We start from the raw sequence: 22,999 nt of genomic DNA on the forward strand, positions 1-22,999 counted from the left end.
TGATACCGACATCCAGCACCACTCCGCCCGACCGTCAGAGCACGCCACCACCCCCGTCGGGGGTGACCCCGTTGACCGAATCGGGGGCGCGCAGCCACGTGTCGGGCGTCTGCTTCAAGATCGGACCGCCTCGACTGGTGGGTGTCGAGGTCGAGTGGTTCGTCCACGACGATCGATGTCCCACCCGGCCCGTACGGCCGGAACTGATCCACGCCGCACTGGAGTCGCTGCCCCTCGGCGGCGCCGACGGCGACTCCCTCCCCTCCGGTTCGCGGCTCACGCTCGAACCCGGCGGACAGGTCGAGCTCAGCTCCCCGCCCGCCTCCGGCCTCCTGGCCTGCGTCGACGACACCCGACGCGATCTGACCGCCCTTCGGGCCGCCTTCGCGGCGCAGGGCCTGCGACTCACCGGCACCGGGACGGACCCGCTGGCCCGCCCCCGACGGATGGTGCTGGACCACCCCCGCTACCTCGCGATGGAGCGCTTCTTCGACTCCGCGGGGCCCTGGGGCCGGATCATGATGACCGGTACCGCGTCGGTGCAGGTGTGCCTGGACGCCGGCGACGCGAACGGCCCGCACGCGGTCGAGCGCCGCTGGCAACTGGTCCACCGGCTGGGCCCGGTGCTGGTCGCCGCCTTCGCCAACTCCCCGCTCCTGGACGGCAGACCGACCGGCCACCGGTCGACCCGGCAGACCGTCTGGTCCCGGATGGACCCGACCCGCACGCTGGCCCCCGAGCCGGACCACGGAGACCCGCGCGAGGCCTGGGCGCAGTACGTGCTGGACGCCGAAGTCCTGTGCGTACGCAGGCCGGACGGGCTGCCGTGGACGGCCCCGCCCGGGCTGACCTTCCGCCAGTGGATCCGCGGCGCGGGCGAACGCCCGCCCACGCTGGACGACTTGGACTACCACCGCACCACGCTCTTCCCCCCGGTGCGCCCGCGCGGCCACCTGGAGCTGCGGATGATCGACGCCCAGCCGGGGGACGGCTGGATGGTGGTCGCCGCGCTCGTCACCGCGCTGCTGGACGACCCGGTGGCCGCCGACGCCGCACTGGCCGCGCTGGAGCCGCTGGACGCCCTGGACCGGTCGGCGGGGCGGGACGGCCCGCGGGCACCGCGCAGCGAGGCCTGGCGCCGCGCCGCCACCCTGGCCGTCGGCGACCCCGAGCTGCGCCGCGCCGCCCTGAGATGCTTCGCCGCCGCCGACGCCGCGCTGGGCCGTCTGCCCGGCGCCGGGCGGCTGCGCACCGCCGTCGCCGAGTTCGCCGAGCGCTACCCCGCGCGCGGCCGCTGCCCGGCCGACGACCAGCTGGACGCCCTGCGCGCCGGCACCCGACGCACTCCCCCGGAGGAGGCCGCACCATGACCGACGTCCGACCGAACGGCCCGACCGCAGCCCCCGCCGCCGCGGCCGAGGCCCCGCACGGCGCCGGGGCGGCGCACCGCACCCGAACCCCGCGCGGCATCGAGGCAGCACGCGGCATCGAGGACCTGCGCGAGACCATCGCCGCCGAGCTGCTGGCCGCCCGGGCCCGGACCGCGGCGCTGACCGACTGCGTCGGGGACGGCGACCTCACCGCCCAGCATTCCCCGCTGATGTCCCCGCTGGTCTGGGACCTCGCGCACATCGGCAACCAGGAGGAGCTCTGGCTGCTGCGCAACGTCGGCGGCCGCGACCCGATGCATCCGGAGATCGACCCGCTGTACGACGCCTTCCAGCACCCCCGGGCCGAGCGCCCCAGCCTGCCGCTGCTGCCGCCCGCCGAGGCCCGCGCCTACGCCCACGACGTGCGCGGCCGGGTGCTGGACCTGCTCGCCGCCAGCCCGCTGGAGGGGGCGCCGCTGCTGGAGGCCGGGTTCGCGTTCGGGATGATCGCCCAGCACGAACAGCAGCACGACGAGACGATGCTGATCACTCATCAGCTCCGCAAGGGCGAGCCGGCCCTGGCCGCTCCCCCACCGCCGCCCGCGCCCGCCGACGCGGCCGCCCTGCCCGCCGAAGTCCTCGTCCCGGCCGGGCCGTTCACCATGGGCACGGACACCGAGCCGTGGGCGCTGGACAACGAGCGCCCGGCCCACGTCGTCGACCTGCCGGCCTTCCTGCTGGACACCACGCCCGTCACCAACGCCGCCTACCAGCGCTTCATCGCGGACGGCGGCTACGACGACCCGCGCTGGTGGACCCCGCAGGGCTGGGAGCACCGGCGGCGCGCCGACCTGACCGCCCCGCTGTTCTGGCGGTTCGAGGACGGCCAGTGGCTGCGCCGGCGCTTCGGCACGGTCGAGCCGGTCCCGCCGAACGAGCCGGTCCTGCACGTCAGTTGGTACGAGGCGGACGCGTACGCCCGGTGGGCCGGGCGCCGGCTGCCGACCGAGGCGGAGTGGGAGAAGGCGGCCCGGCACGACCCGGCCACCGGCCGCTCCCGCCGCTACCCCTGGGGCGACGGCGCTCCCGGCCCCGAGCACGCCAACCTCGGCCAGCGCCATCTGCGCCCGGCCGCGGCGGGCAGCTACCCGCAGGGCCAGTCCCCTTACGGCGTACGGCAGTTGATCGGCGACGTGTGGGAGTGGACGGCGAGCGACTTCCGCTCCTACCCGGGCTTCCGGGCGTGGCCGTACCAGGAGTACTCGGAGGTCTTCTTCGGCCCCGAGTACAAGGTGCTGCGCGGCGGCTGCTTCGCGGTGGCACCGGTCGCCTGCCGGGGCACCTTCCGCAACTGGGACTACCCGATCCGGCGGCAGATCTTCGCCGGCTTCCGTACCGCCCGCGACCTGGAGCGTGACTGATGTGCCGTCACATCGCCTACTTGGGCGAGCCGGTGGTGCCGCAGGAGCTGCTGGTGCACCCGCCGTACGCGCTGTACCGGCAGTCCTGGGCGCCCCGGACGCAACGGTACGGCACGGTCAACGTGGACGGCTTCGGCCTCGGCTGGTACGCGGACGGCGACGAGGTGCCCGCCCGCTACCGCCGCACCGGGCCGATCTGGGCGGACGGCACCTTCGCCGACCTCGCCCGCGTGGTCCGCACCCGGGCGCTGGTGGCCGCCGTCCGCTCCGCCACCGAGGGCTGCGCGGCGGGCGAGCACGCGGCCTCGCCGTTCACCGCCGAGCGCTGGCTGTTCAGCCACAACGGCGCGGTGGCCGGCTGGCCGGGCAAGCTGGACGCGCTGGCCGCCCTCCTTCCCCCGGCGGAGCTGCTGGAGCTGGAGGCGCGCACCGACTCGGCCCTGCTGTGGGCGCTCACGCTGCACCGGCTGCGGGCCGGAGCCGGGCTCGGCGAGGCCCTGGCGGACACCGTCGCGGACGTCGCCGCGCACACCACCGCACGGATGAACCTGCTGCTCACCGACGGCACCGCGATCGCCGCGACCACCTGGGGCGACACCCTGCACCACCGCACCCTGCCGGGTCTCGGCACGGTGGTGGCCTCCGAGCCGTACGACGAGGAGCCGGGCTGGACACCCGTCCCGGACGGCTCGCTGCTGCTGGTCGACGGCGACGGCGTCACCGTCCGGCAGCTGCCGAGCCACGGCTGACCCTCCACTCTCCCTTCATCTTCTGAACAGAGGAACCACCCTGTCATGGACACCTTCGATCTCGCCCGACTGCTGCCCGCCGACCACTTCAGCACCGCACTGCACCACGACGTACGGCACGGACTGACCTCCGAGCCCAAGTGGCTGCCGCCGAAGTGGTTCTACGACGCGCGGGGCAGCGAGCTGTTCGAGGAGATCACCCGGCTGCCCGAGTACTACCCGACCCGCGCCGAGCGGGCCATCCTGGCCGCCCGGGCCGGCGAGATCGCCGCCGCCACCGGGGCCCACACCCTGGTCGAGCTGGGCTCCGGCTCCTCCGAGAAGACCCGGCTGCTGCTGGACGCCCTGCGCGGGCTCGGCACCCTGGAGACGTACGTCCCGGTGGACGTCAGCGAGAGCGCGCTGACCGCGGCCGGCACCGCGCTCGCCGCCGAGTACCCCGGACTGGCCGTGCACGGCGTGCTGGCCGACTTCACCGCCGGGCTCGGCCTGCCCCCGGAGGGCGGCCCGCGGCTGGTCGCCTTCCTCGGCGGCACCCTCGGCAACCTGCTGCCCGCGGAGCGTGCGGCCTTCCTGCGCGGCCTGCGCGACGCCCTGGACCCGGGCGACTTCCTGCTGCTCGGCACCGACCTGGTCAAGGACCCGGCGGTACTGGTCGCCGCCTACGACGACAGCGCCGGGGTGACCGCCGAGTTCAACCGGAACGTGCTCAACGTGCTCAACCGGGAACTGGGCGCCGACTTCGACCCGGAGGCCTTCGAGCACGTCGCGCTCTGGGACGCCGAGCAGGAGTGGATCGAGATGCGGCTGCGCTCGCTGCGCTCGCAGACCGTGAAGATCCCGGCCCTGGACCTGCCGGTGCACTTCGCCCGGGGCGAGGAGCTGCGCACCGAGGTTTCGGCCAAGTTCCGCCGCGAGCGGGTGGCCGGGGAGCTGTCGGCGGCCGGTCTGCGGCTGGACCACTGGTGGACGGACCCCGAGGGCCGCTTCGGGCTCTCGCTCTCCACCCCGGCCTGAGCGGGACCCCGCCTGAGCGGCACCCCGCGCGAGGGAACCCCGTCCGAGGGGCACCCCGTCCGAGCTCGGCCCGGGCTGCGCAAGCCCGGACCGAGCCCAATTTGCTTGTTCACCTTACGAATTCTCGGGGCGAAGATTGAGCCACCTGGTGTACAAGAGTTAAACGAATAGGGGTTACGATCTCGGCTACCGAGCTCAGCGTTGAGTACCAGGAGTCAGATCGTGAGCGTCACCCAGAAGCCCTCCGGGGCGGTCGAGGCCCCCGCGCCCGGCCGCCTCGGCTTCGTCGTCTTCATCACCGCCGCAGCGGCCCTCGGCGGGTTCCTGTTCGGCTACGACAGCTCCGTGATCAACGGAGCCGTCTCAGGCATCCAGGAGAAGTTCGGCGTCGGCGACGGCGTGACCGGCCTGATCGTCTCCTCGGCCCTGCTGGGCTCGGCGATCGGCGCGGCGCTGGCCGGCCGGTTCGCCGACCGCTACGGCCGCATCAAGGTCATGAAGGCGGGCGCACTGCTGTTCGCGGTCAGCGCCGTCGGCTCGATGCTGCCCTTCTCCGCCTGGGACCTCGCCCTGTGGCGCGTCCTCGGCGGCGCGGCCATCGGCATCGCCTCGGTGATCGCCCCGACCTACATCGCCGAGGTCGCGCCGACCAAGTACCGGGGCCGGCTGGCCTCCTTCCAGCAGGCCGCGATCGTGCTCGGCATCGCGATATCCCAGCTGATCAACTGGCTGCTGGCGCAGGCCGCCGGTGACGACACCCGCGGCCACCTGCTCGGCCTGGAGGCCTGGCAGTGGATGCTCGGCATCTGCGTCGTGCCGGCCGCGGTCTACTTCGTGCTCTCCTCGGTCATCCCCGAGTCCCCGCGCTACCTGATCCAGGCCGGCCGCCTGGACGACGCCCGCAAGGTGCTCACCGAGGTCGAGGGCGAGGGCGTGGACACCGACGCCCGGATCGCCGAGGTCCAGACGCTGATCGCCTCCGACCACCGCCCGCGCTTCCGCGACCTGCTCGGCGGCCGCTTCGGCCTGCTGCCGATCGTCTGGGTCGGCATCGGCCTGTCGGTCTTCCAGCAGCTGGTCGGCATCAACGTGATCTTCTACTACTCGTCGATCCTGTGGCAGTCGGTCGGCATCGACCAGAGCAACTCGCTGCTGATCAGCTTCATCGGCTCGGTCATCAACATCCTCGGCACCGTGGTGGCGATCGTGCTGGTCGACCGGATCGGCCGCAAGCCGCTCGCCCTGATCGGCTCGGTCGGCATGGCGGTCGCCCTCGGCGCGGCCGGCTGGGCGTTCTCCTCGGCCACCGGCAGCGGCGACAACCTCACCCTGCCCGACCTGCAGGGCACCGTCGCCCTGATCGCCGCCAACGCCTTCGTGCTGTTCTTCGCGATGTCCTGGGGCGTGGTCGTCTGGGTGATGCTCGGCGAGATGTTCCCGAACCGGATCCGCGCCGCCGCGCTCTCCGTCGCCGCCTCCGCCCAGTGGATCGCCAACTGGGTGATCACCGTCTCGTTCCCGTCCATGTCCCGGTGGAACCTGTCGGCGACCTACCTGATCTACGCCGCCTTCGCGGCGCTGTCGGCCCTCTTCGTGGCCAAGTACCTGAAGGAGACCAAGGGCATCCGCCTGGAGGACATGGGCTGACAGCCACCCATCGTCGGTTGATCGGACAGTCTGACGGTCTGACGGTCTGACGCCCTGATCCTCTGACGGTCCGACCTTCGGCCCCCGCACCCTAGCGCCATCGGCGCGGGTGCGGGGGCCGAATCGTTCACTCCCTGCGGTGGACCGCGCACCTCCGGTACTCCTGTGCGACAGGAGGGATGTGTCCTTGATCTTCGACCGGCTTCGCACCCGCACCCGTACCCGTACCGGCAGAACCGCGGCCGCCGCCCCGACCGGCGGCTGCCCGTACGCCCACGCGCACGCCCCGGCGACGCACCCGCACCCGACGGCGACGGCCGAACCGACGACGCCTGAGCGGGAGCCCGAGCCGGCGGCCGTACCGACGTCCGAGCCGGCGGCCGGACCGCCGCCGTTCACCGACCCGGAGCAGGCCGCCGACTTCATCCGGCAGTTCCACCACGAGCAGCCCGCCGCCGGGGACCCGCAGGCGCGACTGCGCGCCGTCCTCGACGAGATCCACCGCACCGGCAGCTACCGGCACACCCCCGCCGAACTCGCCTACGGCGCCAAACTCGCCTGGCGCAACGCCGCCCGCTGCATCGGCCGGCTGTACTGGCGCAGCCTGGTGGTCCGCGACCTACGCCACCTCTCCTCCGCCGACGACATCGCCGCCGAGTGCTTCGAGCACCTGCGGCTGGCGGGCAACGGCGGACGGATCCGCCCGGTGGTCTCGGTGTTCGCCCCCGACCGTCCGGGCCGCCCGGCCGCACGCATCCTCAACCAGCAGCTGGTCCGCTACGCCGGACACCGCACGGAGGACGGCACCAAGGACGGCACCGAGGGCCGCACCGTCGGCGACCCGGCCGGCGCCACGCTCGACGCCCGGGCCCGCGACCTCGGCTGGAAGTGCGCCGAGGACCGCTTCGAGGTGCTGCCGCTGCTCGTCCAGGAGCGCCCGGGCGAGCGCCCGTCCTGGTACGAGCTGCCGGACGACACCACGCTGGAGGTGCCGCTGAGCCACCCCGAGCACGGCTGGTTCGCCGAGCTCGGCCTGCGCTGGTACGCGGTGCCCGCGATCAGCGACATGACGCTGGAGATCGGCGGCGTCCGCTACCCGACCGCGCCGTTCAACGGCTGGTACATGGGCACCGAGATCGGCGCCCGCAACCTTGCCGACGCCGACCGGTACGACATGCTCGGCGCCGTCGCCGAACGGCTGGGCCTGGACACCTCCAGCGACCGCACGCTCTGGCGCGACCGCGCGCTGATCGAGCTCAACATCGCGGTGCTGCACTCCTACCAGGAAGCCGGGGTGACGATCGCCGACCACCACACCGAGTCGGAACGCTTCCTCAAGCACGTCGCCCAGGAGCGGCGGCTCGGCCGGCCGACCCCGGCGGACTGGAGCTGGATCGTGCCCCCGGTCTCGGGCGGGCTGACGCCGGTCTACCACCGGTACTACGACCCGGTGGACCCGGCGCTGCGGCCGGCCTTCGTCCCGCGCGAGCCCTGGTAGCCCGCCCGAGGGCCGGGGTCACGGCTACGGCTACGGACGCGGGGCGAGCCGCTCGAAGCGCAGGACGAGTCCGTCGAGCAGCGCCTCCAGGCCGGTCTCGAAGGCGCCCTCGTCGACCGCCCCGCGGTGCCCGGCCAGCCGGTGCGCCTCGCCGAGGTGCGGGTAGTCGGCCGCGTCGTAGACCTCGGCGTCCGCCGGGAAGCCGGCCGCGAAGGAGGCCAGCGCGGAGCCGGTGACGAAGTAGCGCATCAGCGCGCCGATCCGGGTCGCCTGCCCGCGCGGCCACCCGGCCTCGACCAGGTGCCCGAAGACCGCGTCGGCCAGGCGCAGCGCGTTCGGCCGCCGCCCCGGGCCCTGGGCGAGCACCGGGACGATGTTGGGGTGGGCGGCCAGCGCGGCGCGGTAGGAGCGGGCCCAGTCCCGCAGCGCCTGCGGCCAGGGGACCGTCCCGCCCGCCGGAGCGCCGAACATCGACAAGTCGACTTCGCCGATGACGCTGTCCACCACCGCGTCCAGCAGTTCGTCCTTCGTTGCGAAGTGGTTGTAGAGCGAGGGCCCGCTGACCGACAGCTCGCCGGCGAGGCGGCGGGTGGAGAGGGCGTCCAGCCCCTCGTCGTCGATCAGCCGCAGCGCGGCGGCGACGATACGCTCGCGGCTGAGCAGCGGGGTGCGTGGACGGGCCATCGCAGCGTTTTCCTCCGGTCGGGTGGGTTCCGGTTGAGTGGGTTCCGGTCGGGTGGGTTCCGGTCGGGTGGGTTCCGACCCCGCGGGTTCCGGTCGGGTGACGGAGGACCGATTCTGTCAGGCGCCTCTTCCCAGCCCGGGCCGGTCGGGGCTACAGTCCCACCATAAAACTTGCAGCGCTAGTTTATTGGTGTGGAGTAGCCGTGAATCTGGAGCTGTCCGAGGAGCAGAGCGCCGTCCGGGACCTCGCCGCCTCCTTCACCGACCGCGAGATCGTGCCGTACGCCGCCGAGTGGGACCGCGTCGAGTCCGTCGACCGCGCGATCATCGGCAAGCTGGCGGAGGTCGGCTTCCTCGGCCTGACCATCCCCGAGGAGTACGGCGGCAGCGGCGGCGACCACCTCGCCTACTGCCTGGTGCTGGAGGAGCTGGGGCGCGGCGACTCGGCGGTGCGCGGGATCGTCTCGGTCTCGCTCGGCCTGGTCGGCAAGTCGATCAACAGCTTCGGCACCGAGGAGCAGAAGCAGCACTGGCTGCCCCGGCTCACCTCGGGCCAGGCGCTCGGCTGCTTCGCCCTCACCGAGCCCGGCACCGGCTCGGACGCGGCCAACCTCACCACCCGCGCGGTGCGCGACGGCGAGGACTGGCTGATCAGCGGCGCCAAGATGTTCATCACCAACGGCACCTGGGCCGACGTCGCGCTGGTCTTCGCCCGCACCGGCGGCAGCGAGCCCGACCAGCAGGGCCACCGGGGCATCACCGCCTTCCTGGTCAACACCGACCTGCCCGGCTTCACCCGCACCGAGATCCACGGCAAGCTCGGCCTGCGCGGCCAGGCCACCGCCGAACTCTCCTTCGACGGCGTCCGGGTGCCGGACAGCGCCCGGCTCGGCGCGGTCGGCAAGGGGTTCACGGTGGCGATGGCCGCGCTGGCCAAGGGCCGGATGTCGGTCGCGGCCGGCTGCGTCGGCATCGCCCGCGCCTGCCTGGAGGCCGCGGTCCGCTACGCGGGCGAACGCGAGCAGTTCGGCCGGCCGATCGCCTCCCACCAGCTCGTCCAGCAGCTGCTGGCCGGCATCGCCGTGGACGTCGAGGCGGCCCGGCTGCTCACCTGGAAGGTCGCCGACCACATCGAACGCGGCCTGCCGTTCGCCACCGAGTCCTCCGTCGCCAAGCTCCACGCGAGCGAGGCCGCCGTCCGGGCCGCCAACAACGCGCTGCAGGTGTTCGGCGGGTACGGGTTCATCGACGAGTACCCCGTCGGCAAGTACCTGCGCGACGCCCGCGTGATGACCCTCTACGAGGGCACCAGCCAGATCCACGAACTGCTCATCGGACGCGCCCTCACCGGCGTCAACGCCTTCTGATCCGCCTCCGCCCCACCTGACAAGGAGCCCGACGACGTGCGTCCCGTCTACTTCGCCGCAGCCCGCCGCACACCCATCGGCCGACTGCGCGGAGCGCTCGCCACGGTCCGCCCGGACGACCTCTCGGCCACCGTGCTGCGCGCCCTGCTCGCCGATCTGCCCGCCCTCGACCCGGCCCGGATCGACGACGTCTACTGGGGCGCCGCCAACCAGGCCGGCGAGGACAACCGCAACGCCGCCCGGATGGCCGTCCTGCTGGCCGGCCTGCCGGAGACCGTCCCCGGAGCCACCGTCAACCGGCTCTGCGCCTCCGGCCTGGAGGCCGTCACCCTCGCCGCCCGGGCCATCGGCTCCGGCGAGGCCGACGTGGTGCTGGCCGGCGGCTGCGAGTCGATGACCCGCGCCCCCTTCGTCCTGCCCCGCCCCGACGAGGCGTTGCCGCACCGGATGGAGACCTACGACACCAGGCTCGGCTGGCGACTCACCAACCCGCGGATGGCCGAACTGCACGGCGTGCTCAGCATGGGCGAGACCGCCGAGGAGGTGGCCACCCGGTACGGCATCGGCCGGGAGCGCCAGGACGCCTTCGCGCTGCGCAGCCACCAGCGGGCCGCGGCCGCCCGCAAGGACGGGCACTTCGACGCCGAGCTGATCCCGGTCGAGCGGCCCGACGGGGTGACGGTCGACCAGGACGAGGGCATCCGCGAGGACACCAGCCTGGCCAAGCTCTCCGGGCTCAAGCCGGTCTTCCGCGCCGGGGGCACCGTCACCGCCGGGAACGCCTCGCCGATGAACGACGGCGCGGCGGGGCTGGTCCTGGTCAGCGAGGAGGCGCTGCGCGACCTCGGGCTCCAGCCGCTCGGCCGCTACGTGGCCGGCGCCTCGGCCGGGGTGCACCCGGACGTCATGGGGATCGGTCCGGTACCGGCGACGGCGAAGGTGCTCGGACGGGCCGGCTGGTCGCTCGCCGACCTGGACACCGCCGAGCTGAACGAGGCCTTCGCCGCCCAGGCGCTGGCCTCCGCCGACGGCATCGGGTTCGACCCGGAGCAGGCCGATGAACTGGTCAACCCCAGCGGCGGGGCGATCGCCCTCGGCCACCCGCTGGGCGGCTCCGGCGCCCGCATCCTCACCACCCTGCTGCACCGGATGCGCCGCACCGGCGCCCGGCGCGGCCTGGCCACCATGTGCGTGGGCGTGGGGCAGGGTACGGCGGTGCTGGTCGAGAACGTCTGAGCAAGTGTTTCCAGGATTCCAGGAACAGAAGTGACCGGAGGAGAAGAGATGGCCCGTTTCACCGGGAAGGTCGCCGTGGTGACCGGCGCGGCACAGGGCATCGGGGCGGCCACCGCCCGCCGGCTGGCCGAGGAGGGCGCGGCGGTCGCCGTGGTCGACCTCAGCGCCGAGCGGGCGGCCGGCACGGTCGCCGAGATCACCGCCAAGGGCGGCACCGCCCGGGCGTACGGCTGCGACGTGGCCGACTACGACGCCGTCGAGGCGGTGTTCGCGCAGATCGCCGCCGACCTCGGCGGGGTGCACATCCTGGTGAACAACGCCGGGATCACCCGGGACAACCTGTTCTTCAAGATGCCCAAGTCCGACTGGGACGCGGTGCTGACGGTCAACCTGACCAGCGCGTACAACTGCAGTCACGTCGCGCAGAAGTACATGGTGGCGCAGAAGTTCGGGAAGATCGTCTCGCTCAGCTCGCGCTCGGCCCTCGGCAACCGGGGCCAGGCCAACTACGCGGCCGCCAAGGCCGGCATCCAGGGCCTCACCGCCACCCTGGCGATCGAGCTCGGGCCGTTCAACATCAACGTCAACGCCGTCGCGCCCGGGTACATCGCCACCGCGATGACCGCCGCCACCGCCGAGCGGGTCGGCAGCACGGCGGAGGACCACCAGGCCGAGGTCTCCGCCCGGACGCCGCTGCGCCGGGTCGGGCAGCCGGAGGAGGTCGCGTCGGTGGTCGCCTTCCTGGCGAGCGAGGACGCCTCGTACGTCAGCGGGCAGACGCTGTACGTCAACGGCGGCGCCCGGTGATCGGTGCCTGACGACGGCTTACCCGAAGCCGGTGAACTTGGTAAAGTTGGCCAACACGGTGAAAACTGTGAACGCTACAGGCCACTTCTGACGCCCAGTCAGTGGGCCGTCCCAGATGCGGGGTTACCTTCCCCTGGGACGGCCTTTACCTTTTCGCGTGGCCGATCATGACCATGGCGCCGATCGGACTACCCCACCAAATGACTATGGCATGATCATGTTGCAGTCGATGGGATGGCCGGACCGACCCGACCTGACCAAGGTCGGGCCCTGCGTCCCCCTCAAGGAGTCCCATGGGCAGCCCCGCTTCCCTCCGTCGCGCCCTGGCACTGCTCGCCGTCGGGGCCACCGCCCTCACGGCCGGCACCGTCGCCGTTCCGGCCGTCGGCACCGCGACCGCCGCCCCCTCGCACGACCTCGCGGGCGTCCACGTCCGCCCCGCCTCCTTCGGGCACCACAACGCCCAGGCGCGCGTCGCCCCGCTGAGCACCACCCAGTGCGTCAGCCAGATCGGCATCCACTGCTACTCGCCGCTGCAGTACCGCGCCGCCTACAACCTGAACCCGCTGTACCAGGAGGGCGTCACCGGCAAGGGCCGCACGATCGTCATCGTCGACTCCTTCGGCTCGCCGACCATCCAGCACGACCTGGAGGTCTTCGACAAGCAGTGGGGCATCCCCGACACCAACGTCGAGGTGGTCAAGTGGGGCAACGTCCCCGTCTTCGACCCGAAGAACCCCGACCACACCGGCTGGGCCGGCGAGACCACCCTGGACGTCGAGTACGCCCACGCGGTCGCCCCCGACGCGCACATCATCCTGGTCGAGACCGGCGTCGCCGAGACCGAGGGCACCACCGGCCTGCCCGAGATGATGGACGCCGAGAAGGACCTCATCAAGAAGGGCCGCGGCGACGTCATCTCGCAGAGCTTCGGCGCCACCGAGAACACCTTCCCGGGTTACGACAAGGGCGACTTCAAGTCGCTGACCGACCTGCGCTACGCCTTCAAGGCCGCCGCCGACCACAACGTGACCGTGCTCGGCGCCTCCGGCGACAACGGTGCCACCGACGCGCAGGCCAACGGCTCCGACCTGTACCCGTACAAGGTCAACTCCTGGCCGTCCTCGGACCCGCTGGTCACCTCCATCGGCGGCACCCAGCTCACCCTGGACGACAACGGCAACCGCACCGCGGCCGACAAGGTGTGGCACGACAAGTCCGGCGCCGGCGGCGGTGGCGTCTCCGGCGTCTTCGAGCGCCCGTGGTACCAGGCCGGCGTCGCCAACGTCACCGGCAACCACCGCGGCACGCCGGACATCAGCATGAGCGCGGCCGTGGACGGCGCCGCCTGGACCTACGAGTCCTACGACCCGACCGCGGTCGGCTGGCACCTCACCGGCGGCACCAGCGAGGCCACCCCGATCTTCTCGGGTGTCGTCGCCCTCGCCGACCAGCTCGCCGGCTACCGCCTCGGCCAGCTCAACTGGCGCCTGTACGGCCTCAACCTGCTCCCGAGCCAGTGGAGCGGCATCGTGGACGTCAAGGAGGGTGACAACGGCTGGAACGGCGTCACCGGCTACAACGCCACCGAGGGCTACGACCTGGCCAGCGGCCTGGGCACCATCGACGCGGCCAAGTTCGTGCACGCGATCGCCGGTCGGTGATCGTCGGTCGCTGATCGACTGACGGCTGGACAGCCGACGGCGGACGGCTGACAAATGACAGCGGACAGATAACAGATTTCGAAATCTGTTATCTGTCCGCTGTTTTCTGTTACCTGTTACTTGTCACTCGTGATCCGTCAGCCGTCAGCCGTCACCCTGTCCGCGGCCGCCTGCCCCGCCGTCATTCGGCGGCGGCCAGCTGGGCGAGGTAGCGCTCGGCGGCGCGGAGCTTGCGGCCCTCGGGGCCCGGGAGGTAGGCGCGCAGCTCGATGATCTCCGGAGCGATCCGGATCGCCTCCGCGCGGTCGGTGATCGAACGCCAGCAGGCCTCGGCATTGGTGGCCGCCTGCTGCGTCTCCGGGTGCTCCGGGCCCTGCGAGCGGAGCAGCGACAGGGCCACCTCGCGGTAGATGTCCGCGGCCTCGGCCGCCCGACCTGCGAGTCGGCACACGTGCGCGCGGACCTGCCGTACCTGGAGGACCGGTTCGGAGACGGCGCCGTGTTCGGCGATCGCCTCCAGTTCGAGGGCGAACGCCAGGTCGGTGGCGACGGCGTGCTCACCGGCGTCGGCGCTGCGGACGATCCGTCCGATGACCTCGCGGTAGTCCGCGCGGGGCGGGCCGGCCACCGGGGCTTCGGCAGGCACAACGGCGGGGACCGGATCGACGGGGGCCGCGTCGGCGGGCACCTCGTCCTGCGGCGCGCTCTCGGCGGGGGCCGCCTCCGCCGGTGCGACCTCGGCCGGGACGGCGTCCCGGGGCTCCTCGGCGGCCTCCGCCACCGCTTCGACCTCGGTCACCCCCTCCTCGGCCGCGGCGTCCGCGACGGGCTCCGTCACCGCCTCCTCCACCTGGGGGAGTTCGGCCTCGGCGACGACGTCCGGGGCCGCCGTACGGGCGGGCTTGCGGAGCGTGACACCCACCGGGGATCCCGCGTCCTCGCGTACGGCGTCCTCGCGTACGGCGTCCTCGCGTACGGCGTCCTCGGGGGTGGCGTCGGCCGGGGCGGCCTTGTGCAGGGTCACGCCCGGTGCCGGGACGGGCTCGCCCGCCTTCAGCAGGCTGACCGGGCGGCCCGGACGGGGCGGGGTGGGCGGCACGCCCGGCTTGACCAGGCTCACCTGACCGCCGACGGCCGTCGGGGCGGCCGGGGCGGCCAGGGCGGGAGAGGCCGTCACCGGTGGCGCGGCAAGGTCGTCCTGCGGCTCCGTCGGGCGCGGCAGGAGGGCGGCCGGAGGCGGCGGCAGCTCCGCCGGCGCCGGGTCCGTCACCGGCACGGCGTCGGCCACCGGCGGCAGCTCGACCGCCAGGGCGTCGCCGCGTCGCGCGGTGTTGCGAAAGAACGGGCGGTCCGGGGCGTGCGTGGCCAGGATGACCACGTCCGGGCGCAGCACCGAGTACACCTGCTGCCGCAGGTGCTCGGGCGCGAGCACCTCGCCCGCGCCGGGGCGGCCGCCGTGCAGCGCCTCGATCAGGGCCCGGGTGAAGGTGCCGATCTGCTCCGGGTCCGGGCTGACGACCGCCCACAGCGGGATGCCCTCGCTGAGCGGCGAAACGGTTCCCTGGAGGTACGGCCAGGCGTTCTGGTCGGCGCTCAGGTCGGCGATGACGAGGGTCTGCCACTCGGCCGGCCGGTGGCTCAGTTCGGCGGCGATGGCCTGCCAGGGCAGTCCGTCCTGCTTGGCGTCGCGCAGGGTCAGCTGGAGCTGTCCGCCGCGCTTGTCGGCGACCACGTGGCCGCCGACGTGCACCAGCAGCGGCCCGGGGTGGCGGGAGGCGGCCCGCAGGTGGGCGAGGACGGTGTGCGGGTCGCCGGCGCCGGGGAGGTGCACGGCGTCCACCGCGTCGGCGGCGAGCAGCACCTGCGGCGAGACGGCGGCGAGCATCGCCGAGAGCACCGGCGCCTGGGTCGGGCCGCCCCGGCCCCAGGTGCGGCGGCCGGAGTTGCCGTACCCGCCCTCGATCACCAGGATCCGTCCGCGCGGCGCGGTGCCGAGCCCGCCGGGACCGGCGGCGGTCGCGCCCGGCGCACCTCCCGGCATGCCACCCGCCGTCCCGCTCACGGCCGGGAACGGCGGCGGAGTCGCCGCACCGACGGCGGGCAGGCCGGTGAGGGTCCATCCGGTGGGCGGGACGGGCGGCGCGGCCGGGGGTGCGGGCGGCGGCGTGGGCGCCTGGACGGGCTGCGGCGCGGACAGCGGCGCGGCCGGGGGCGCCGCGGGTACCGGAGGCGGCTCGTAGAGCGCGGCGGGACCGGGCGGGTGCTCCTCGGAGGGGTGGCGCGGGGCCGGCGGTACGGCGTCCCAGGGGCCCGAGTCCGCTGTCGGGTCGGGACCTCCGGAAACCGCTGTCGTCTCCGCCATCTCCTGGTCACCGCCCCGCCCCGCCGCTCCCGCGGCGTCTGATGCCCTTGCCCGTGTGGCACCTGCCACCACACTCCGTGCGCGGCCACCCTACGAGATCCCGGCGCACCCTATCCAGGCCGGGTCTCCGATCGACGCACCACACCGCCCGCGGTGCCCGCTATCGTGCGGTCATGACCGCTCCCGGCCGCCCGTTGCTGTTCCTCGACGTGGACGGCCCGCTGATCCCCTTCGGCGGCCCTCCCCCCGGCGGCTATCCCACCTTCCGCAGCCCGTTCGCCGACACCGGAACCGGTGGCGACCCGCTGGTCAGCCGCGCCGACCCGGCCTTCGGACCGCGACTGCTGCGCCTGCCCTGTGAACTCGTCTGGGCCACCACCTGGCTGGAGGACGCCAACGCCTGCCTCGCGCCGTGGCTCGGCCTGCCGCAACTTCCGGTCGTGGCCTGGCCGGTGGAGGAGACGGGTGACGAGACGGGCTACGCGGACGCCGGACCGCACGGCCTGCACGGCCTGCACTGGAAGACCCGCACACTGGTCGCCCGGGCCGCCGGGCGGCCGTTCGCCTGGGTGGACGACGAGATCACCGAGGCGGATCGCCGATGGGTCGCAGCCCACTCCCCCGCCCCCGCCCTCCTCCACCGGGTCGACCCGCAACGCGGCTTCACCGAGGCGGACTTCACCGCCCTGGAGGCCTGGCTGCGCGCCGTCCGAGCCTGAACCGCACGACCGGCCGCGGCGCCGACTCCGGTACGGCAGCGAGGTGTTCGGCGGCGGCCGTGATGAATGCACCAACGGCCGCCTCGAACTCCACTTCCCTTGCGGCGAGTTCGTCCTCGTCGGACGCGCCGCGCACGGCCCCGGCGCGGGCGAACGCGGCGTCCGCCAGCGTCTCGGGCCGGCCGGACACCAACCGCAGCCGGAAGCGCGCCGTCTCGGCGACGGCGCCCAACCGGTCGGCCTCGGCGAGCGCCGGACCGAGTGCGACCGGGTCCGACCGACGCAGCCACACGGTGACCAGCGCTCGCTTGAGCTCGGTCACCGCCGCGGCGAACCCGCCGTACGCGGCCAGGAGTTCCTGGCGCAGCAGTTCCTCGCGCGCCCTCGCCTCGCCGCGCGCAGCGGCCCGCTGCTGGAAGAGGTGGGTGCTGAGAGACCCCAACAGCGTGCCGAGGACGGCGATCAGACTCGCGAGCACGGTGCTCCTCACCCTCCGGAATCCGTACGGCGCTGCGCCTCGGCCGGGTGGCATCCGGCGGTGCCACCCGGCCGAGGCCGGTCCCGCCCTGTGCGGCGGCGTCCTCAGGAACCGGCGAGCAGGTCCCTGAGCAGGGCGACCGTGTCGGAGTCGAGGTCGCGTCCCGTACGGCGGCTGAGCGCGTCCAGGCGGTTGACGGCGCGCAGGAGCTGGTCCCGGGCGCCGGCCGAGGCGTAGGCGTAGAACAGGTCCCGGTGCAGGAGTTCGACGTCCGGGGCGACGGCGAGGCCGCGGAAGACGGCGGCCTCGGCGCTGCGGTGGTCGCCGTACTGCAGGCGGCGGGCGGCCAGTTCGTGCGCGGTGTCGACGATCGCCGCGATCATGTCCTGACGTTCGGCCTCCGCCCAGCCGTAGGACGCGGGCGGTGCCTCGGCGAACGGGGCGCCGCGGACCAGGGCCAGGGCGTGGGCGAGGGCGGCGTCCGCGGTGGCACTGGTGCTGCGCATGCCGCGCCGGTAGAGGCTGCGGAACTCGTCCCAGTCGCAGGTCACCGCCGGGGCGAAGGAGTAGCCGTCGGTGCCCTCGGTGGGCAGGAAGACGTGACCCTCGGGCGAGGTGCCGAACCAGGCGGCCAGGTCGGCGAGTTTGGCCGGCAGCGGGCTCTTGGCGTCGGCCGTGGTGGGGTGCGGGTCGAGGTGCGCGGCGCCCGGGTGCAGGTCCTGGTCGAGGGCGCGGTGGTCGGCGCCGGGGCGCAGCGCGAGGTAGACGGCGAGTTCGGTGAGCCGGGGCAGCGCGCCGGGTTCGGCGGTGCCGAGGACGCCGGCGACGTCCACTGGGCCGAGCAGCCGGATCCGGGGTGCGTTGCGCGGGGCGTGCGCCTCCGGGGACCGGAGGATGGCGAGCAGGTCGTCGCTGTCGCTGCGACCGGTTGCGGTCCGGGCCGTCCGGGCGACCGGGGCCACCGCGGCGGGACCGGGGTCCAGGGCCGCGGGGCCCGCCGTCACGACGGGCTCCGGGGTGACGGCCGCTTCGGCTTCCCCGGCTTCCCCGGCCTCCGCGGTCTCCGCGGCTTCCCCGGCCTCCGCGGTCTCCGCGGCCTCGGCTTCGGCAGCTCCGGCGGCGGCGTCGGCGCCGCTCTCGGGAGCGGAGGCGCCCGTCGGAGCCGGCTCCTCGGCCGGCCCCGGCGCCGCCGGCCGCGGTACCACCGGCTGAACGGCGAGGACGACGGTCGCCGTGGCCTCCGCCGGGGCGTCCACCGTCCCGGCCTCGGCAGCGTCATCGGCCGCGGCACCGCCCGTACCCTCACCGGTCTCCTCCTGCCCGCCAGGCCGACGCAGGTCCCGGGTGGTCTCGTCGCCGGTGGCCTGCCGCCCCTGCCCGTTGACGGCGAACCGTGCCGGACCGGCGGGGACGGGGGCCGGAGCCGGCACCGGCACCGGAGCCGGGGCGGGCGTCACCGGGTCGGTGCCGGCGAACGGGCTGGCGCCGGTGCCGATGACCCGGGCCAGCAGCCGGGGACCGGCGGCGGTGTCCGCCCCCGCCTCTCCCGAACCACCCGCACCACCAGCGGGACCCGCACCGCCCGCGGCGCCGACACCGGCCAGCACCGGTACGGCGAGCGGGAGTTCGGTGGTGTCGGTGTCCTCCGGCCCGTCCAGGGTCCAGGCCGGAGCCGGGTGCTGGGTGGTGTCGTCGGCGGCTCGGAGCAGTTCGGCGACCTGGTCGTACTGCGGCCCGCTGAGGCGCTGCAGCTCGACGGTGAGGTGCAGGCCCGGGATGGCGGCCTGGCCGCTGGTCGGCAGGGTCCAGCGGGCGACCGGGCCGGTGCCGCGCTCGGGGGCGCGGGTGATGACGGCGACGCAGGTGCGCGGGCGGGCGTCGAGCAGCCGGCCGAGTTCGGCAGGGACGTCGCCGCCGGGCTGCTGGGCGCAGAGCACGATCTCCGGGATCCACGACTCGTCGGCCTGGCCCCGGCTGCGGGCGTCGCGCGGGCTGCTGGCCTCGGCGGCGACCAGGGTGGCGCGGGCCTTGGCCGTGCGCGGGCCCAGGGCGGCGAGTGCGGCCTCCAGGGTGGCGTGCCGGTGGACGCGTTCGGCGGCCGGGCCGCTGATCGGCACCTCCTCGGCGAGGTCGACCAGGTGCAGGTGGAGCCGGTCGGCGAGCGGGCTGTGGGCGAGCTCGACGGCGAGGGTGCGCAGCACGTCCCGGGCGTCGTCGGGGTGGCCGGAGAGGTGGAGCAGCCGGACGGCCTCTAGGTCGGCGAGGACCACCGAGCCGTCGGGCGAGGTGCCGAGGGTGACCAGCGCGGGGTACGGCGCGGCGGTCTTGCGGGCCTGGGCGGCGCTGAGCAGGTCGCCGGAGTCGGCGCTGCACCACCAGACGTTGGCGGCGTGCGCTGCGCGGAACGGCGCGATCGGGGTGGCCGGGCCGGACAGGTGCAGCTCGACGGTGTGGCCGGGGGTGATCCGGGCGGCGACGATGGCGGGCAGGCGCTTGCTGCCGCGCACGGTGTTGCGGGCCAGGGTGCGCAGGGCGCGGTCCAGCAGCTCCAGCCCGGCCTGGTCCTGCCGGGCCAGCAGCTCGTTCTCGAAGGCGGCGGCCTCGGCGGTGGGCATCGCGATGCGGTGCCGGGGGCGGCGGGCGCGCTGCTGGGTGCCGCGCTTGTGGGCGACGGTGCCGACCATGATGGCGGCGAGCAGGACGCCGACGGTGGAGGCCGCGAGGGCGACGGTGTAGTCGTCGCTGGGGGCCGGGTCGGCGTGCGCGGCGGGGGCGGGCGCCTGCGTCGGCGCGTGCGTCGGCGCCTGGGTGGCCGGGGCAGGCTCGGGGGCCGGAGCCGGAGCCGGAGCCGGCGCGGGCTCGGGAGCAGGCGCGGGCTCGGGAGCAGGCGCGGGCTCGGGAGCAGGCGCGGGCTCGGGAGCAGGCGCGGGCTCGGGGGCAGGCGCAGGAGCGGGCGCGGGCGCGGGCGCAGGAGCGGCAGCCGCCCCCGGCACCGTGAGCACCATCCCCGGCACCACCACGTCCGGGTCGGTCAGCCGCTCGCCGTCCGGTGCCTGCACCCCCTTGTTGGCGTCGAACAGCTTCGGCCACTCCTCGCCGTCCCCCAACTCCCGCTGGGCGATGCCCGAAAGGCTGTCCCCGGCCCGTACGGTGACGGTCCGCTGCCCGCCCGTACCGCCCGGCTCGGTCCCGGCCTGCGGTGACGTCCCCTGCGGGGGGTTCCCCTGCGACGCAGTGCCCTGCTGCGGTGCGCCCTGCTGTGGTGCGCCCTGCGCAGTGCCCTGGGCCGCATCCCCCGAGGGCACCGGAGCCGGAGCGGCCGACGGGCCCTTCGCCTCGTCCGGCTTGGCGTCCGCCGGCATCAGCAGTTCCCACCCGGGCTGGATCGGCCGCTCGGCGTCGAAGCGGATGCCCGAATCGTCCATCACCCGCCCGTCGTTGAGCCTGGCGATCTCCATCCACCGTTCGCCCGAGCCCAGTTGGCGCTCGGCGATGGACCACAGGCTGTCGGCGGGCCGGCTGTCCCGCACCGTGTACGTCGGCTGCTGCTCGGCGGCCGGGGTCAGGGCGGGCGCGGACTGCGCGGCGGGCAGGGCGGCGCGCTGCGCGCCCGGGGTCAACTGCGCCTGTTCGGCCGGGGTGTGGGCGAGTTCAGGGACGGCCGCGAAGGCCGATCCGGCGACCGGCAGCAGCGCGAGCACCGAGCCGACCAGTCCGGCCGCGAGCCGCTGGCTCCAGCCGAAGGCCGGGATCCGGCGGGCGACCCGGCCGCGCAGCTGGGCGGGGATCTCCAGCAGGACGGAGAGCGCGAAGCAGGCCCAGGCGAGCCAGCCCACCACCACCAGCGCCCACAGGAACAGCCGCCCGTCGTCCGGGCTGGTGAGCGCCTCCCCGATGCCGCCCGGCGCCACGTCGCCCATGCCGGCGACCGCCTGGGTGCCGTAGAGCAGCAGCGCGGGGACGCCGAGCAGCAGCACGAGCAGGGTGACCAGCGCGCCGAGCGCGGTGATCAGGGCGCCGCCGCGGCCGCGTCCGCGCGGCGGTCGGGGCGCCGGGGCGGCGGGCCGGCGCGCGGCGCCGCCGCCCCGATGCGCGGCTCCGGCCCGGCCCGTGCGGGCCTGGGCGGTTCGGGCCTGGTCCTTGGCACGTGGCGCGGCCATCAGTCGGTCTCCGCTTTCTCGACTCCGTGGACGAGGGTCGCACTGCCCTTGCCCGTTACCTTCCGTTCCCCGAGGGCGCCCAGCAGGACCGGCCGGTAGTCGGCCTGCACGGTGACGATGACGACCTTGCCGTCCTCGGAGAAATCGACGTGCTCGGATTTCAGGCCGTACAGGCCGAGGTAGGCGTCGGCGGCGTCCTGGGCGTACTTCTGCTGGGCCTTGAACCCCTTGCCCTTCAACAGCTCGGCCTGGTCGAGCTGTTGCCCGCCGACCCGCGCGGCCTCCAGGGCGTAGGCGTCGGTGCGCTCGGCGACCCGCAGTCGGCCGCCCGCGTCGACCACCAGGGCGATGACGAGCACGACGTAGGCTGCGCAGATCGCCACGAAGAGGGCGACCGCGCCCCGGTCGGGCCGACCCGCCGTCCGTCGCCGCAGCCGGCTCAGCACCCGCATCCTCTCCCCCCGATCCGCACGCCGTCCTCCCCACCGGCCCCCACCGGGCGCCGCTCGATACCGCTGTGTCATCCCCCGGGCGCTCTCCGCTTGCGTCTCCCCCGCGCGGGCCGCCTCCAATCCCCCGGCGTCCCGGCGGCGGAGGCACGCGCCCTCAGGTGCCCCGGTAACGGTCCACCACCGAGCGGAACTCGCCGACGAGGTGCTTCGTCACGGGCACCCCGGACGGCCCGCCGAGCAGGTCGGACAGTTCGACGTCGCAGACCACGGTGACCGTGACGGTCGTGACCGGCCCGCCCGGCAGGTCGAGCTTCCCCTTCTCGACCCGGACGTCCCCGTCGCGGCAGGAGACGCCCTGCTGGCGCAGCGTCTCCAGGGCGGAGTCCCTGGCCGGCTTCGCCATCGCCTCCGGGTCGCGCTGCAGCGTGGCCGTACGGGCCCCGGCGCGGGCGGCGGCCTCGACGGTGCCGGCCGTGGTCTGCACCCGTCCGGCGGCGACGGCCAGCAGCACCAGGCCGACCACGCCCGGCACGACGATCGCCGCCTCGATCGCGATCCCGCCGCGGTCCCGTCTGCGCGAGCGCCACCACCGCGGCCCGGCCCCGGGCGTTCCCCGCCTCACGGCTTCACCGCCGGCGGGACGAAGCGCTCGCGCGGCGCCTCCGCGAACTGGGTGATGGCGGGCGCCGACAGCCCGGGTATCAGCAGCGGTGGCGTCAGCTGCACGGTGACCCGGATGGTGTCGGCCGTGCTGCCGGACGTCCGCACCTCGTACGAGCGCACGCCCTGCCGGTCGAGGAAGTCCCGGGCCTGCCGCTCGGCCGCCGCGTTCTTCCCCTCGTCCGTCGCGTTGCCCTGCACCCGCCCGGCGTCCACGCCCTCGCGGGCGGCGGTGAGCGCGACCTGCCGGTCGTACCACCACAGCGCGGCCTGGACGACGAGCAGCAGGAGCAGCAGGACGACCGGGAAGACGATGGCGAGGCTGACGCTCATCGACCCCCGGTCGCCCCCGCGGCGGAGAGGCGGGCGCATCACTTGGTGGCGCCGCCCGCGCCGCCAGCGCCACCGGGCATGTTCGGGTCCTGCTCCACCTTCTGGACGACCTTGTCCTTGAGCAGGTACAGCGCGGTCGCGACGGCGCCCGCGACGAAGACCAACGCGATGATGGCGAGGGCGAGTTCGATGCTGATCGCGCCGCGGTCGCCGCGCGCGCGGGCGGCTCGGAGCCGGCCGAGCCGCAGCGTGAACAGCAGCAGCGCGAACTGCACCGGCAGCAGGACGGGTCGCAGCACCCTTCCGGCCAGGTGGGCGAGTCGTACGGTCATCGGGGTCTCCCGGGGTGTGGCGGTGTGGTGTGGTGTCAGCCGC

19 protein-coding genes are annotated in these 22,999 nt (G+C 74.5%); 11 read left to right on the forward strand and 8 right to left on the reverse strand.

The features are described 5' to 3' along the window. The first annotated feature begins 62 nt into the window (after positions 1–62). The 6 genes from egtA to CRP52_RS04865 all read left to right on the forward strand — a co-directional run bounded on the left by egtA (position 63) and on the right by CRP52_RS04865 (position 7,702). A complete protein-coding gene (gene egtA, locus CRP52_RS04840) occupies positions 63–1,370 on the forward strand; it encodes an ergothioneine biosynthesis glutamate--cysteine ligase EgtA (protein ID WP_306458837.1) in 1,308 nt (435 codons plus the stop codon). After that, positions 1,367–2,791: an ergothioneine biosynthesis protein EgtB gene (gene egtB, locus CRP52_RS04845; RefSeq protein ID WP_097235247.1), complete on the forward strand. Its 1,425-nt coding sequence runs from the start codon at positions 1,367–1,369 to the stop codon at positions 2,789–2,791. The genes egtA and egtB overlap by 4 nt, the downstream gene beginning before the upstream one ends. Continuing rightward, positions 2,791–3,540 (forward strand): ergothioneine biosynthesis protein EgtC, encoded by a 750-nt coding sequence (egtC, locus tag CRP52_RS04850; protein WP_097235248.1) that lies wholly within the window; start codon positions 2,791–2,793, stop codon positions 3,538–3,540. The genes egtB and egtC overlap by 1 nt, the downstream gene beginning before the upstream one ends. Positions 3,541–3,585: 45 nt before the next feature. After that, positions 3,586–4,557: an L-histidine N(alpha)-methyltransferase gene (gene egtD, locus CRP52_RS04855; protein ID WP_097235249.1), complete on the forward strand. Its 972-nt coding sequence runs from the start codon at positions 3,586–3,588 to the stop codon at positions 4,555–4,557. A gap of 219 nt (positions 4,558–4,776) precedes the next feature. Beyond that, entirely contained in the window at positions 4,777–6,204 is a 1,428-nt protein-coding gene (locus CRP52_RS04860) for a sugar porter family MFS transporter (protein WP_097239838.1), read from the forward strand. 181 nt (positions 6,205–6,385) lie between these two features. Then, the gene (locus tag CRP52_RS04865) at positions 6,386–7,702 is read left to right on the forward strand and encodes a nitric oxide synthase oxygenase (RefSeq protein ID WP_306458838.1); all 1,317 of its coding nucleotides are present in this window, start codon (positions 6,386–6,388) and stop codon (positions 7,700–7,702) included. Between the two features lie 30 nt (positions 7,703–7,732). Here the strand turns inward: CRP52_RS04865 and CRP52_RS04870 are convergent, their stop codons facing one another. Beyond that, positions 7,733–8,386 carry a TetR/AcrR family transcriptional regulator gene (locus CRP52_RS04870; protein ID WP_097235250.1) on the reverse strand — a complete coding sequence of 218 codons (654 nt, stop codon included), beginning with the start codon at positions 8,384–8,386 and terminating at the stop codon, positions 7,733–7,735. Positions 8,387–8,589: 203 nt separating this feature from the next. On the opposite strand from CRP52_RS04870, the gene CRP52_RS04875 reads away from it, so the two are divergent. From CRP52_RS04875 to CRP52_RS04890, 4 genes are all read left to right on the forward strand, one after another. Then, complete coding sequence (locus CRP52_RS04875; RefSeq protein WP_097235251.1) at positions 8,590–9,753, forward strand: acyl-CoA dehydrogenase family protein; 1,164 nt, start codon at positions 8,590–8,592, stop codon at positions 9,751–9,753. Positions 9,754–9,789: 36 nt separating this feature from the next. After that, entirely contained in the window at positions 9,790–10,989 is a 1,200-nt protein-coding gene (locus CRP52_RS04880; RefSeq protein ID WP_097235252.1) for a thiolase family protein, read from the forward strand. Between the two features lie 48 nt (positions 10,990–11,037). Next, the gene (fabG, locus tag CRP52_RS04885) at positions 11,038–11,796 is read left to right on the forward strand and encodes a 3-oxoacyl-ACP reductase FabG (protein ID WP_097235253.1); all 759 of its coding nucleotides are present in this window, start codon (positions 11,038–11,040) and stop codon (positions 11,794–11,796) included. A 293-nt stretch (positions 11,797–12,089) separates the two neighbouring features. Continuing rightward, positions 12,090–13,460, forward strand: coding sequence for a S53 family peptidase (locus CRP52_RS04890; protein ID WP_097235254.1), 1,371 nt, complete (start codon positions 12,090–12,092; stop codon positions 13,458–13,460). Between the two features lie 181 nt (positions 13,461–13,641). On the opposite strand, the gene CRP52_RS04895 is transcribed toward CRP52_RS04890, so the two are convergent. Continuing rightward, positions 13,642–15,822 (reverse strand): hypothetical protein, encoded by a 2,181-nt coding sequence (locus CRP52_RS04895; protein WP_097235255.1) that lies wholly within the window; start codon positions 15,820–15,822, stop codon positions 13,642–13,644. Between the two features lie 173 nt (positions 15,823–15,995). Between CRP52_RS04895 and CRP52_RS04900 the strand changes: the two genes are divergently transcribed. Continuing rightward, complete coding sequence (locus CRP52_RS04900) at positions 15,996–16,541, forward strand: HAD domain-containing protein (protein WP_097235256.1); 546 nt, start codon at positions 15,996–15,998, stop codon at positions 16,539–16,541. Here CRP52_RS04900 and CRP52_RS38045 read toward each other — a convergent pair. The 6 genes from CRP52_RS38045 to CRP52_RS04930 form a co-directional block, all read right to left on the reverse strand. Then, complete coding sequence (locus CRP52_RS38045) at positions 16,501–17,019, reverse strand: hypothetical protein (protein ID WP_097235257.1); 519 nt, start codon at positions 17,017–17,019, stop codon at positions 16,501–16,503. The two genes, CRP52_RS04900 and CRP52_RS38045, sit on opposite strands and share 41 nt — an antisense overlap. A gap of 104 nt (positions 17,020–17,123) precedes the next feature. Further along, entirely contained in the window at positions 17,124–21,179 is a 4,056-nt protein-coding gene (locus tag CRP52_RS40360; RefSeq protein ID WP_097235258.1) for a LysM peptidoglycan-binding domain-containing protein, read from the reverse strand. Next, positions 21,179–21,631 (reverse strand): hypothetical protein, encoded by a 453-nt coding sequence (locus tag CRP52_RS04915; RefSeq protein ID WP_097235259.1) that lies wholly within the window; start codon positions 21,629–21,631, stop codon positions 21,179–21,181. Before CRP52_RS04915 ends, CRP52_RS40360 begins: the two co-directional genes overlap by 1 nt. Before the next feature lie 154 nt (positions 21,632–21,785). Next, positions 21,786–22,253 carry a TadE/TadG family type IV pilus assembly protein gene (locus CRP52_RS04920; protein WP_143685646.1) on the reverse strand — a complete coding sequence of 156 codons (468 nt, stop codon included), beginning with the start codon at positions 22,251–22,253 and terminating at the stop codon, positions 21,786–21,788. Further along, complete coding sequence (locus CRP52_RS04925; RefSeq protein WP_257032291.1) at positions 22,250–22,624, reverse strand: TadE/TadG family type IV pilus assembly protein; 375 nt, start codon at positions 22,622–22,624, stop codon at positions 22,250–22,252. Before CRP52_RS04925 ends, CRP52_RS04920 begins: the two co-directional genes overlap by 4 nt. A 38-nt stretch (positions 22,625–22,662) precedes the next feature. Continuing rightward, the gene (locus CRP52_RS04930) at positions 22,663–22,956 is read right to left on the reverse strand and encodes a hypothetical protein (protein ID WP_097235262.1); all 294 of its coding nucleotides are present in this window, start codon (positions 22,954–22,956) and stop codon (positions 22,663–22,665) included. Positions 22,957–22,999: the final 43 nt, after the last annotated feature.

Source organism: Streptomyces sp. 1331.2 (assembly GCF_900199205.1).
Taxonomy (GTDB): Bacteria; Actinomycetota; Actinomycetes; order Streptomycetales; family Streptomycetaceae; genus Kitasatospora.

Bases quoted from the DNA above. Each gene is read 5' to 3' on its own strand.
- egtC (WP_097235248.1), top strand. From the start codon at position 2,791: ATGTGCCGTCACATCGCCTACTTGGGCGAGCCGGTGGTGCCGCAGGAG.
- CRP52_RS04915 (WP_097235259.1), bottom strand. From the start codon at position 21,631: ATGCGGGTGCTGAGCCGGCTGCGGCGACGGACGGCGGGTCGGCCCGAC.
- fabG (WP_097235253.1), top strand. From the start codon at position 11,038: ATGGCCCGTTTCACCGGGAAGGTCGCCGTGGTGACCGGCGCGGCACAG.
- egtB (WP_097235247.1), top strand. From the start codon at position 1,367: ATGACCGACGTCCGACCGAACGGCCCGACCGCAGCCCCCGCCGCCGCG.
- CRP52_RS04930 (WP_097235262.1), bottom strand. From the start codon at position 22,956: ATGACCGTACGACTCGCCCACCTGGCCGGAAGGGTGCTGCGACCCGTC.
- CRP52_RS04870 (WP_097235250.1), bottom strand. From the start codon at position 8,386: ATGGCCCGTCCACGCACCCCGCTGCTCAGCCGCGAGCGTATCGTCGCC.
- CRP52_RS04895 (WP_097235255.1), bottom strand. From the start codon at position 15,822: ATGGCGGAGACGACAGCGGTTTCCGGAGGTCCCGACCCGACAGCGGAC.
- CRP52_RS04900 (WP_097235256.1), top strand. From the start codon at position 15,996: ATGACCGCTCCCGGCCGCCCGTTGCTGTTCCTCGACGTGGACGGCCCG.
- egtD (WP_097235249.1), top strand. From the start codon at position 3,586: ATGGACACCTTCGATCTCGCCCGACTGCTGCCCGCCGACCACTTCAGC.
- CRP52_RS04925 (WP_257032291.1), bottom strand. From the start codon at position 22,624: ATGAGCGTCAGCCTCGCCATCGTCTTCCCGGTCGTCCTGCTGCTCCTG.
- CRP52_RS04890 (WP_097235254.1), top strand. From the start codon at position 12,090: ATGGGCAGCCCCGCTTCCCTCCGTCGCGCCCTGGCACTGCTCGCCGTC.
- CRP52_RS40360 (WP_097235258.1), bottom strand. From the start codon at position 21,179: ATGGCCGCGCCACGTGCCAAGGACCAGGCCCGAACCGCCCAGGCCCGC.